The organism is Daejeonella sp. H1SJ63 (assembly GCF_029360775.1).
Classification (GTDB): domain Bacteria; phylum Bacteroidota; class Bacteroidia; order Sphingobacteriales; family Sphingobacteriaceae; genus Daejeonella.
In genome coordinates, this window is record NZ_JARKMZ010000039.1 from 147,108 (window position 1) to 159,278 (window position 12,171).

Annotated in this window: 10 protein-coding genes and 1 tRNA gene; 9 read left to right on the forward strand and 2 right to left on the reverse strand. The window is 36.6% G+C overall.

Translation table 11 applies throughout. The annotated features are described in order from the left end of the window. Positions 1-17 precede the first annotated feature (17 nt). A complete protein-coding gene (locus P2W72_RS14225) occupies positions 18-2,024 on the reverse strand; it encodes an HDIG domain-containing metalloprotein (protein ID WP_276363870.1) in 2,007 nt (668 codons plus the stop codon). A gap of 250 nt (positions 2,025-2,274) precedes the next feature. Between P2W72_RS14225 and P2W72_RS14230 the strand changes: the two genes are divergently transcribed. Further along, positions 2,275-2,348 (forward strand) — tRNA-Arg (locus P2W72_RS14230). A 263-nt stretch (positions 2,349-2,611) separates the two neighbouring features. Further along, positions 2,612-4,195: a M81 family metallopeptidase gene (locus P2W72_RS14235; protein ID WP_276363847.1), complete on the forward strand. Its 1,584-nt coding sequence runs from the start codon at positions 2,612-2,614 to the stop codon at positions 4,193-4,195. Between the two features lie 103 nt (positions 4,196-4,298). Here the strand turns inward: P2W72_RS14235 and P2W72_RS14240 are convergent, their stop codons facing one another. Continuing rightward, a complete protein-coding gene (locus tag P2W72_RS14240) occupies positions 4,299-5,396 on the reverse strand; it encodes a bile acid:sodium symporter family protein (protein WP_276363849.1) in 1,098 nt (365 codons plus the stop codon). 343 nt (positions 5,397-5,739) lie between these two features. Between P2W72_RS14240 and P2W72_RS14245 the strand changes: the two genes are divergently transcribed. From P2W72_RS14245 to P2W72_RS14275, 7 genes are all read left to right on the forward strand, one after another. Continuing rightward, a complete protein-coding gene (locus P2W72_RS14245) occupies positions 5,740-6,525 on the forward strand; it encodes a hypothetical protein (protein ID WP_276363852.1) in 786 nt (261 codons plus the stop codon). A 488-nt stretch (positions 6,526-7,013) separates the two neighbouring features. Beyond that, a complete protein-coding gene (locus P2W72_RS14250) occupies positions 7,014-8,318 on the forward strand; it encodes a site-specific integrase (RefSeq protein WP_276363854.1) in 1,305 nt (434 codons plus the stop codon). Next, positions 8,319-9,164 (forward strand): hypothetical protein, encoded by an 846-nt coding sequence (locus P2W72_RS14255; RefSeq protein ID WP_276363857.1) that lies wholly within the window; start codon positions 8,319-8,321, stop codon positions 9,162-9,164. A 95-nt stretch (positions 9,165-9,259) separates the two neighbouring features. Next, the gene (locus P2W72_RS14260) at positions 9,260-9,532 is read left to right on the forward strand and encodes a helix-turn-helix domain-containing protein (RefSeq protein ID WP_276363860.1); all 273 of its coding nucleotides are present in this window, start codon (positions 9,260-9,262) and stop codon (positions 9,530-9,532) included. A gap of 192 nt (positions 9,533-9,724) precedes the next feature. Next, positions 9,725-10,405: a hypothetical protein gene (locus P2W72_RS14265; RefSeq protein ID WP_276363862.1), complete on the forward strand. Its 681-nt coding sequence runs from the start codon at positions 9,725-9,727 to the stop codon at positions 10,403-10,405. Further along, positions 10,402-11,760 (forward strand): replicative DNA helicase, encoded by a 1,359-nt coding sequence (gene dnaB, locus P2W72_RS14270; RefSeq protein ID WP_276363865.1) that lies wholly within the window; start codon positions 10,402-10,404, stop codon positions 11,758-11,760. Before P2W72_RS14265 ends, dnaB begins: the two co-directional genes overlap by 4 nt. A gap of 10 nt (positions 11,761-11,770) precedes the next feature. Further along, a complete protein-coding gene (locus P2W72_RS14275) occupies positions 11,771-12,109 on the forward strand; it encodes a hypothetical protein (protein WP_276363867.1) in 339 nt (112 codons plus the stop codon). The last annotated feature ends 62 nt before the right edge of the window (positions 12,110-12,171 follow it).

Genomic DNA, 12,171 nt, shown 5'->3' on the forward strand with positions numbered 1-12,171 from the left:
GCGGGATACATCAGATTCTAATCAATTTCATAGTCAATCCTGACATGATAAATACCCATTAGCATGGTCTTAAAGATGAGTTTAATAGTTTCAATATCCTTTAAAGTGATATTACTGTTTGTTAATTGATCCTGCTCGAGCTTATAATCAATGATTCTTTCCACAAGATCGCTGATACTGATTGCATCAGGTTCTTTTAAACTTCTGGAGGCTGCTTCTACTGAATCTGCAAGCATTAACACTGCCGTTTCCTTAGAAAAGGGGATGGGGCCGGGGTATCTGAAAATATTTTCATCAACAAATTTCTCAGGAAAATTTTTCAGAAAAGATTGATAGAAATAATCAACCCGGGTATTTCCATGATGTGTTCTGATAAAATCAATAATCATTTCGGGTATCTGATGTTTTCTGGCAATCTCTATGCCCTTAATTACATGCTGGATAATAATTTGAGCACTCTGCTCATAAGAAATGGAATCATGAGGATTATTTCCTCTGTTCTGATTTTCAATGAAAAAATGAGGGTTTACAGTTTTCCCAATATCATGATACAGTGCACCGGCTCTTACCAATAGAGCATTTCCTCCAATCTTATAGATAGCAGCTTCTGCAAGGTTGGCAACCTGTAACGAATGCTGAAAAGTACCCGGTGCCTTAAATGCCAGATCTCTTAATAATTTTGAATTGGTATTGGTAAGTTCCATCAGTGTTACATCTGATGTAATTCCGAACATTTTTTCAAAAGCATAAATTAAAGGATAGGCAAGGAGCGACAGAAGCACACTGAATATAAAAGGAATAAAGTTAAACCATTCTATATCGGTTAAAGAGCCATCTCTGATGAGGGAGATTCCTAAAAATGCAATGAAATAATTTAAAAGAATCAGCAATGCTGAAATCAGAAACTGCTCTCTCTTGATCAGATTTTTAATACTGTAAATGGCCACCATACCTGCAGAGATCTGAAGAAATGCAAATTCAAAGCTGTTGGGTACAAAAAAACCGGCTATTAATACCACCAAAAGGTGAATATTCAATGCCAGACGCGTGTCAAACAGTATTCTGATGATAATTGGAACAATACAGAAAGGAATATAATAAACACTTGGAATTTTAATCCGGATAGCCCATGATAAAGTTACCAGCATTCCGGTTATAACAATTAAAATAAGGGATAGCTGCCGGTTATCGTCAAAAATATCCCTTCTGAACAGATATAAAAAGACCATTAACAGGGAAATAATCAGGCCGGCAAGCAGAACCTGCCCAAGTAAGACCAGATTTCTGTTTCCGGCTATTTTTGCATCTTCTTCATAGGCCGTTCTGAGTGATTCCAGTTTTTGAAAAATTGCAGAATTGACCATCGTACCCTTAGCAACAATTAATTCACCTTTTTGAACCATACCTCTTGTTAGTGAGATACTGTTTAATGCATTTTCTTCAAGTTTGTCGGTGAGTTGTTCATCATATATGTAGTTGGCTTTTAAGTGATTGGAAACCAGCTTGATAAGCCATTCTTTATTGCCGATAGAATTATTGCTGTTAATTTCATTCTGAATGAATGCTATTGCATCCTGCAAATTCATTGCATCAGCCGTATTAAGCTGAGTAGATATATTATTATTAAGTAAACTGAAATTATAGTTTTCGCCGTATCGCTGATATTTTTTTACCGGATTCATCAGGCCTCTTGAAAAAATCAGCCTGAGAATTCTGTTGCCTTCTTTTTGATATATTTGTTTTTCGTTCTGCAAAAAATCAGAACTGTTCCATTTTGTATCAAATTCTATATTAAATCCCTGGATTGAATTCTCAGCAATTTCAGTGTCGTTCTGATAAATAGGAAGTATAGACTTTAATATTTCATCTTTATCTTTTTCTATCTCTTCGTTTGTCTTCTTGATAGCAAAACTATATGGAGAAATCAGATCTTTCTGCATCCAGGTTTTGCCCTTCTCATATTCGTATCGGAACCTGACCTGTTTGGGAAGAAAAAGTGTGACAAAAAACACACATAAACCCATCATGACAAACTTCAGATTTGAACTGTATTTGCGGTATAATACCAGATGTAATTGCTTTTTAAGTTTTGCCAAGTTGATAAGTTTAGGCCAAATTTAATAATTTATGTGAGATGAATCAATTCGTGGTATTCTGATACTATGCTGAATTACAGGCTATAATAAAGTTAGATTTAGTATTGATCAAAAAAAAGCAGAAAATCTAAGCAATTGTTGGAGTTTTTATAATGTTTTTATACTTTTGTCGCAAGTTGCACCCATAGCTCAGCTGGATAGAGCAACGGTTTTCTAAACCGTCGGTCTCTGGTTCGAATCCAGATGGGTGTACAGACAAAAAGGCTTTCTGAATATCGGGAGGCCTTTTTTCTTTTTGTCACGATTATTCTTTCCTGTATTCTGCTTCCAACTGACGCTCTGGTAAAGCTAACAATCAACTTGTATAAATAATGTCGCTTGTTTGAAGCAGGAATAAAGACAGATGAACATCTAATTTATTTTGAAAACCGATTCTTTCAATTTAGTTTAGGCCTATAGGATATAATTATTTTTTGTTTAGTTTTATTATATAAGTCTAAACAAACATTAAGCGTATGATTTACAAATTATCAGGTAGTAAAATCCTGCTGGCTGCCTTGGTTTTTCTCCAATCTTTTTATGTTAATTCTCAGACAAAACCAGTAATCGGAGTTGCCGGAATTTCACATGAATCCAATAGTTTTAATATTAAAAAAACTGAGCTCGAAGATTTCCACGTTAGCATTGGTGAATCACAGCAGGAGAGGGCTAAGCGTTTTTTTGCCGGAGCTTCTGCTAAAACAACCAGTGCCGGCTATATAGCGGGTGCAAAGGAGTTTGGCCTGGAGCTTTATCCAACCCTGGTTACTTCCGCCACCCCAAGAGGACCTGTTACTGATAAGGCATTTAATGCGATGATGAATGAGATCATTAGCGGATTAAAAGCCGGTCCAAAGCTTCAGGGTATATTGTTAAATCTTCATGGCGCTATGGTTGTTGAAAGTTATCCAAGTGGTGATGAAGAGATTGTGAGGAGGGTCAGGAATGCTTTCGGACCATCAATGCCGATTGTAGTTACTCATGATTTCCATGCAAATATTACTCCTGAAATGGTCAAATTATGTAATGTACTGATCACTTTTAAGGAAAACCCGCATCTGGATACCTATGATCGCGGCTATCAGGCTGCAGATATTATGGCAAAAATTGTAAGCGGTAAGGTGAAGCCGGTTCAAAGTATAGTTAAGGCTCCAATGGTTTATAATATTGCATTTCAGAATACTTATTCAGAGCCATTATTGCCAATCACCACCGAAAGTAAAAATGCAGAGAAGATTCCCGGTGTTTTGGCTGTAAGTGTTTCGGGCGGATATCAGTATGCTGATGTTCCATGGATGGGGCCATCTGTAGTAGTGGTTACTGATAATAATAAGGCCCTTGCTGATAAGGAAGCCAACAGACTTTCGCAAATGCTATGGGATAGCAGAGAAAAAACCAGAATTAATAATCCCAAGCCTGCAGAAGCAGTTAAGCAGGCAATGCAGCATGAAGGCCGGCCGGTTGTACTGATTGATATGGGAGATAATATTGGCGGAGGTTCAACCGGCGATAGTTCTTTTATGCTTGAAGAATTGGTTAAGCAAGGGGCTAAAGGATGGGCAATGGTGGTATATGATCCGGAGGCTTATAAGGTAGCTGAGAAAGCAGGAGTGGGTAAAGCTTTTGATTTTTCGGTTGGTGGTAAATCGGATAATATGCACGGTAAGCCGGTCCGTATTAAAGGAGAGGTTCGTTCATTACATGTTGGACGTTATCTTGAAACAGAGATCCGTCATGGTGGGGGCAGATACTGGAATATGGGGAATACTGCTGTTGTTCAGGTTGAAGGATCCACTTTGGATGAGCCCAATTTATTACTGATTACTACAGAACGTGCCAGTCCGAATAGCGCCCATATTTTTATCTCCAATGGGGTTTATGTAGAACGTCAGAAGATACTGGTAGTTAAAGGAGCTATTGCTCCGCGTGCGGCTTATGAACCTTTTGCTTCTAAACTTATTTCAGTTGATAGCCCGGGTGCAACTGCTATCAATCCCGACTGGTTCAAATACTATAATATACGTGAAGGCTTATTCGGAATTCAAAAGTCAAAGAAATAAGAGCATCTGAATCCTTATGTTAATTTGTTCGGATTGAAATACTGAACAATTCATTATTACAGAACAATAAAAATCCCCGACTACTTGTCGGGGATTTTTATTGTTAATCTTTTATTTCCATATCATCTACCGGCTTTTTTCTCCACCAGTTTGCCAGGAAGGATCCCGAGATATCCATCCAGGTACCGAAAATAGCAGGATAGAGTCCCATAGTTGCAGCTCTTCCAAGTTCATAAGCAATACCGGCTGCCATACCTCCATTTTGTAAGCCAACTTCTATTGCCACTGTACGGCTGTCTCTTTTATTCATTTTGAAAAGACGACTGCCATAATAACCTAACAGGAAGCCCATTCCATTATGTATTACAGCTGCCAGAAATAGCAGAAAACCCATACTTAAGAGACTTTCTCTTCCGGCAGCGACAATAACAGCAATGATAAATACATTTGCCGCCATGGCGACTAATGGCATCGCAGCATTTAACCATGCACTTCTGTCGCCAAAGAATTTGTTGAAAATAATACCCGCCATCAATGGTAAAAAGATCATTTTACCAATACTGATCATCATTCCTACAGTATCAATAGGAATAAATTGTCCGGCGAGTGCCTCCATTAAAACCGGAGTGATAAATGGCGCCATGAGTGTGGCGAATGAGGTCAGTGTGATCGATAATGCGAGATTTCCCTTTGAGAGAAAGTTCAGAATATTGGATGAAACTCCACAGGGAACGCACCCGATAAGAATAACTCCGGCTGCAATTTCGGGCGGGAAGGTGAAAATCAGGGTCAGGCTGAATGCAACCAATGGCATGATTGTAAATTGAAGAACTAAGCCAACCAGTACCCCTTTGGGCATTTTTAATACCCCTATAAAGTCTTTTACTCCCATGGTAGTACCCATACCGAACATAATCAGCTGGATCAGGGGAACGATAAGGACTTCTGTTTTAAATCCTCCGATGTTTGTCACATACGAAGGATAGATCATACTCATACAGGCAGCAGCTATTACCCAGATGGTGAAGGCAAAACCTTTCAGGAATTCGGAAGCATTAATTCCAATGAGTAAACAGATGAAAAATACACCTACCATAAGGTTTGCCTGATCCGGCAACCCAAACTGGTAGAGTAAAATAAATGCAATTAAAGATAGCGCAGCGAGAATATGAAAGGATTTGAACAGTGTTTGAAGCTTCATAAATGTCAGGTAGACTTTGTTTTATTGATTGATAATGAAAATAAAAATATAAAAATTAGTGTAGTTAAGAATTAAAATCATAATTATTCTCACAATTCATTACAGTTTTAAACAGGGATAATCAATCAGGAATAAAGTATGGGCAAAAAAATCTGATAGGATACATGAGTACGCTATTCATGCTCCTGACAGCTCAAATAGATTGATTTTGTTTTTAATTAAGGTATAGTTAAAGTATAGTTAAGGTATATATAAAGTATAGTTGAGGTATATCTTTAAGATATACCTTATTATTAATTAAACAATATTTTGTATATTGTTTATTACCAATCATTTACACTATATGGCTATACTTAAAAACCATTTGGAGTTTTCCGGGGGACTGGGAAACCTTTCAGCTTACAGGCTGCCTGGAATGAAGCAAACCATTATCCGGACTAAGGGCGGTGCCGATAAAGAAAAGATTCTGAAATCGCCTTCATTCAAGCTTACCCGTTATAATTATACGGAGTTCAGTGCTTGTGCAAAACTGGGCGGGAGTATCCGCAGTTCGATGCTGGCTTTAGCTCCTTTAGCAGATTATAATTATACACCTATGCTAACCTCTCTGGCAAAAGCTATTCAACTTTTGGATACTGAAAATCCGCGTGGAGAGCGGAATATCTTTTTATCACGTCATAAACATTTGCTGACAGGATTCAGTCTGAACAGGAATACGGCCTTTGAAAGTATAGTCAGACATCCACTGCAATACAGTATTGATCGTGATCATAAAGAGGCTCTTATTCAGTTTCCTGAATTAATGCCGGGGGTAAATTTGATGCTTTCCAAACAGTATCCGCTGTTTCGTTTCATTGTCAATCTGGGTTGCGTCAACGACATGCGTTTTATCGGAAAGAAATATCCTGTGGGCAATATTGTAAACAAAAGTGTGTATACCGACTGGTTTCATGCTACTCAATTGTTTAAAGCCATGGATGTATCTGTTCAGTTCAATCAAAAAGTTAAACTTTCTGAACAGATGACTATGATTTTATCTCTTGGAATACAAATGGGAGTTCCGGTTACAGATACAGTTGTTAATCCGGTGAAATATGGAGGCTGTGCGAAGATTATAGATGTTGCCTGATAGGATGAGATGTCAGGGAAGTGGGTGCTCATCTTTATTTTGATGATTCGGACAGGTGCGGGTTCCAATGGCGCTATAAACAACAAAACCCCGCTTTTGCGGGGCTTTCTAGTGTTTGGCGGAGAGTGAGATTACCTACAGCTCCTTTGTCGCCTCCGGTTTTCCCTTTGGGGGAGGCTTCATCACAAAGGAATGCCACTCGCTACGCTCGCTTATATTTTTGTTTGTAATTCCTCGCTCAAACAAGTTTGGCCAGGCTACAAACAAAAATACCCGACTATCATCGGGCATTCTTTTGTGTTGGCGGAGAGTGAGGGATTAAAACCTATTGTTTAATTCTTATCATAACTTGTTCTAAATAGTTGTTTTAATGTATATTTAAGCGTATTTATAGCAAACATTTGATAAGTTAATATTAGTTATTGATACATTATTTGCACCCAAAACTGCACCTAATTTCATTCTGCTAAGAAATATTTTCAGCTATTATGAGCACAATTAGATTTGAATTAAGGAAAAACCAGGTATCAAGCAAGACTGGAAAAGCACCCATCAGAATTATTTATTCTCTTAATGGGAACCGAACTTTTATTCCAACCAAAATAAGATTGAATCCATTGAACTGGAATGAGGATGATCGTTTGCCAAAATATGTAAAAAGAGCCGGGCTTTTGGAAAATTACCAGGTGAAAGAAGTACTGGATAGTATGAAGGATCTAGAAACTTCGATTAGAACAATTGAAAAACAGTATGAAGTAAATGGAAAACCATATTCTGGAGCTGATATTGCTCTTTTGATTTCTGCAGATAGGGAAAAACTGACTAAAAAAGATGAAAGCAAAAATCACCTTTTCGAGTTTATGGACAAATATATTGAGGATCATAAGACCCTTAGGGAGCCGGGTAGTTTGAGTGTTTATAAATCGGTCAAAACCCATCTAGAAGCATTCGAAAAGGAAACCAGGGTGAAAGTTCGTTTTGATAGTATTGATTACGCATTTTTCTCTAAGTTTCAAGCATTCCTAATATCCAGAACTAAGACAGATATGCATGGTAATGTTAAGCCAATGCTTAATAATACTACCATTGCAAAGGCTCTTAGTACTTTGAAAACATTCCTGAGCTATGCAAGGCGTAACGGTATAGAAGTTTCAGACAATTACCGGAATTTCACAATTCGCAAAGAGAAATTAGAAGTAATAGCACTGGATCAGGAGGAGTTTGACAGTCTTTTAAGTATTGATTTGTCCAATAATAAAAGGCTTGACCAAACTCGTGATATATTCTGCTTTAGTTGTAGTACAGGTTTGAGATACTCTGATATTGCTCAATTAAGAAGGGAGCATATTAATGATGGTTTTATAAACATTGTTGTAAAAAAAACCAAGTCTGAGCTCACGGTCCCTTTAAATTCTATCTCCGGAAAAATACTTCAAAAATATTCGGATCGGAATCAACCATTGCCGGTGATCAGTAATCAACGTCTTAATGATTATATCAAAGAACTTTGTCAATTAGCTGGTATTGATACCCCTCAGGAAATAGTTAGGTTCAGGGGGACCAAAAGAGAAGTGAATGTATATCCTAAATATGAATTAGTTCATTTTCATACCGGAAGAAAGACCTTTTGTACATTGTCATTAGAAAAGGGTATGTCAGCTGAAGAAGTAATGGAAATTAGTGGACATAGTGATTACAAATCATTTAAGCGATATGTTAAAGTGACGGAAAAGCGAAAAAAGGTTGTAATGCAAAAGGCCTGGGGTGAAGTTCAGAATTTAAAAGCTGTGTAAATGAAAGAAATTAATAATGAAGCAGATAGTCTTGAGAAGGATTTAGACAATCTTTCAGTTCCAGATATTTCAAAAGGTTATGAGGTTTTTTTGGATAAACCTCTTAACCTGTATCCCGGTTTTGTTAATTTTCTAAGTTCAATTAAGAATTGTGCAGATGATGGCCAGAGATTAAATAAAGCCGAAATATTCGTTAATGATTTCTTTAATCACATGAGAAAGGTTAGGTACATTGACGATGTTGAAGGTTTTAAGCAAATATTAAATCAAAAATCGTTGACCATAGCATTAGCTATTGTTTCAAAGCATAAGAATATTGTCGCTGAAAAAATTGACAAAGACGTATTTCTAGGATATGAAGCTGATAGCTACGATATATTCTTCAGAAATAGCCTTCAACGTCTATATGAAGATCTCAATAACCAAAAGATATCGAAATCAAAAAAAGACCCGGGAGACGAGAAACCAAAAGCTTTGAAAAAGCCTATAAAGTCATTTCAAGACTTGTTTAATAAGCCCTATAGCGAGCATTACAAACGCTTTGTTGATATCTTAAGAGAATTTGATATTGATAATTTGATAGCTGAGAATTCTAACGAATGGATCGGAACAAAATACATGTCCCGGATTTTCTTTGAGAAGCTTAAACAAAATAATGTGGTTAAGGATGTTTTTGATAAGGATGCAGCAAAGCAATTTGTGGAATACTTTCCTGGACTTACCGAAGATAGCTTTGTTAAAAAACCAACTATGGTTCAAGGGAAGTATCAATACAGTTCCAAATACAATAGTTTGGATAATAAAATTCAGACAACGATAGAATACATCGCGTCAAAATCAAATTAATCAGTTAATTTCTTCTATCTCTTCCATTAATGGAAGATGGAAATAATTAAAACAATTTAATACTCAAATTCGATCTCAATATAAATGAGGTCGAATTGGAAAATCCATTCAATATAATTCTTGAAAGAATATCTGGACTCGAAGATCTGATCAAGTCAATGTCCAGTAACCAACCCCAAATTCAGGCCAGTCCGGAAGAGCTGGTAAGTCATCGGGAGATTTGTCATTTCCTTAACTTAAGTACCACTACTGTACGAAAGAGACGAAACAACGGAGATATTCCACACAAACGCATCGGAAAGAAATACCTCTATAGCAAATCTGAAGTTTCAGAGGCTATAAAGAAGAAGAGAGGGGGTATCCGATAATGAGTGCCAATTTTCATCCAAATTATATCCAAAATAATTCCATCAGCGACTTTGAGATTCTCCAGACACTTGGAAAGCTCCCATCACTGTATTTTACTGAGAAGGGTATTGAAAATCTGTGTAAGAGATTTGGTGTGACGGAGTCTCATTTAAGGTATTTAATTAGTTCGGCTCAAAAGATTAGAAGGTAAGATGCCAAACCTGGACTATATCAAGCAAATGAATGGATTTTGGAAAAAGCATAGAGAATTTCAATTCACTGGCAATGAGTTTTTTCTATATGGTTATTTGCTTAAAGTCTGTAACGAGTTATACTGGAAGAATCCGTTTAATGAATCCAATGCGTATGTAATGGCCGCTCTATCAATCACTGAACCGACATTAGTAAAACTAAAAAAAGCTTTAAAAAATGCCGGCCTCATAGACTTTGTAAGTGGTGATGGAAGAAGAAAGAGCACGATATACACAATTATAGACTTAAGTAAAGATGAAATGAAAGGCTTAAATAATTTAAACCTTAACAACGAAAACACTTCAGCCTTTCCTTTAGATAACAATAAACATAAAACACAAACTCAAAACAAAAACATTTTGTTTGATCAATTCTGGGATTTATATGATAAAAAAAATGGGAAACACCCAGCGTTAAAAAAATGGAACACTTTAACGGAGACTGAAATGTTGAAGATTCTAAAAATAATTCCAAGCTATGTTAAATCGACACCTAATAAGAAATATAGATTAAACCCACTTACTTATTTGAACGATAGACACTGGGAAGATGAGATTATAAATAGTTCAGATAACCTTCAAACAAATGAAGCACCTCATTTTGAATTGAGGATTCCTAATAAACAAAAACTTCCAGCATGAAAAACAAATCAAATACCTTGCATGTACCACCTCAAGCTATGGAAATAGAGGAGGTAATACTGGGGGCTGTCATGTTAGAACGCGAAGCATACCATGAAATAAGCAACCTGATAAACGAAAACAGCTTTTATGATCTGAGACATCAGAAAATTTTCAAGGCTATTAAAAGCCTATTCATGGCCTCTCAACCAATAGATATCTTAACTGTAACAAATCATTTGAGGAATACGGGAGAGCTCGAGGCTGTGGGTGGAGCATTCTATATAACCGAACTCACAAGTAGGGTCACCTCTTCTGCTAACATTGAACATCATGCTTTAATAGTAATGCAGAAATATGTTGAGCGGGAAACTATCAGGTTGGTAGCAGAAACCTCACAAAATATATTCGAAGGGTCTAGTGATATTTTTAATATTCACGACAACCTAATCATTTCAATTCAAAAATTAACTGAAACCAATGGTGATCAAGTCTCAGAGTTAAATAATATTATCACTGATCGTTTGAGTTATTATGAAACTAAAAATGATAGTGGATTGACGGGAGTTACCAGCGGATTTAACGGTATTGACCTTATTACCTCTGGTTGGCAAAAATCAAATTTAATCATACTTGCCGGTCGTCCTGCAATGGGAAAAACAGCCCTTATGCTAAATTTTGCCAGAAATGCAGCGGTATTGGGAGAAATACCGGTTGTAATATTTTCTCTTGAAATGAGCAAAGAACAGTTAACTGACAGACTCATAGCCTCTGAAACTGGAATTTCTTTAGATCTCATTCTTAATAGGGGATTGCAAGATCATCATTTTAAGAAGATACACGAAATGAAAGAATTGATTGATAGTCAAATTTTTATCGATGATACATCTGCTCTAAGTATTCAGGCTTTTAGATCAAAATGTGCACGCCTGAAACGGAATAACAAGGTTGGTTTAATCATAGTTGATTATTTACAACTAATGAAAGGGGAGCCAGAGTATAAAAACAATCGTGAGCAAGAAATAAGTAGTATTTCAAGAAGTTTAAAGGCAGTTGCAAAAGACCTAAATGTGCCGGTAATAGCTTTATCTCAGCTAAGTAGAAAAGTCGAAGAAAGAGCTGATAAACGCCCTATGTTATCTGACCTAAGGGAATCCGGGTCAATCGAGCAAGATGCAGATCAGGTGGTATTTCTTTTCCGGCCTGAGTATTATGGTATTAAAGAAGATAGATATGGCAATAGCATGATAGGTATAACAGAGGTCATTTTTGCCAAGAATAGAAACGGAGCTGTTGACAATGCTCTTCTAAGTTTCAACGGGGCTAAAATGAAATTCTGTGATAACGCTTTAGAAATAACTCAAGACTTATTTTAAAACTAATAAAATGACAAAAAACGCACATCTAAACAAGATTGGATTTGAAAAAATCATGATATGGGAGAATCTATCACCCCTTGAAACATTGAAGAGTGAGGTATCTCAGTTAATTGGATTGGCTAATGCGGTAGCTGATGAATATGAAAAGTTGAATATAGGCAAGTTTACCCAAGGAGTTTATGATGACATTGTAGGTAATGGAATTGCAAATATAAGGGGCAAATATATAGATGCAACAAAGGCAGAAATCGAAAGATTGAAAGTTTCTAATCCTACCGTTAAGAATGCATTATTGGAAAGAATCGATATAGACCTCAATAATCTGGATGATTCTATAGTTGAATAATCTGCACTAAAGTGAGCCACCTATTCTGGACTAAACTGAGCCAGTGAATCTGGTCAAACTGA

Coding starts and splice junctions, on each gene's coding strand:
- P2W72_RS14245 (WP_276363852.1), top strand. CDS start 5,740: ATGGCTATACTTAAAAACCATTTGGAGTTTTCCGGGGGACTGGGAAAC.
- P2W72_RS14275 (WP_276363867.1), top strand. CDS start 11,771: ATGACAAAAAACGCACATCTAAACAAGATTGGATTTGAAAAAATCATG.
- P2W72_RS14240 (WP_276363849.1), bottom strand. CDS start 5,396: ATGAAGCTTCAAACACTGTTCAAATCCTTTCATATTCTCGCTGCGCTA.
- P2W72_RS14235 (WP_276363847.1), top strand. CDS start 2,612: ATGATTTACAAATTATCAGGTAGTAAAATCCTGCTGGCTGCCTTGGTT.
- P2W72_RS14225 (WP_276363870.1), bottom strand. CDS start 2,024: ATGGGTTTATGTGTGTTTTTTGTCACACTTTTTCTTCCCAAACAGGTC.
- P2W72_RS14250 (WP_276363854.1), top strand. CDS start 7,014: ATGAGCACAATTAGATTTGAATTAAGGAAAAACCAGGTATCAAGCAAG.
- dnaB (WP_276363865.1), top strand. CDS start 10,402: ATGAAAAACAAATCAAATACCTTGCATGTACCACCTCAAGCTATGGAA.
- P2W72_RS14265 (WP_276363862.1), top strand. CDS start 9,725: ATGCCAAACCTGGACTATATCAAGCAAATGAATGGATTTTGGAAAAAG.
- P2W72_RS14255 (WP_276363857.1), top strand. CDS start 8,319: ATGAAAGAAATTAATAATGAAGCAGATAGTCTTGAGAAGGATTTAGAC.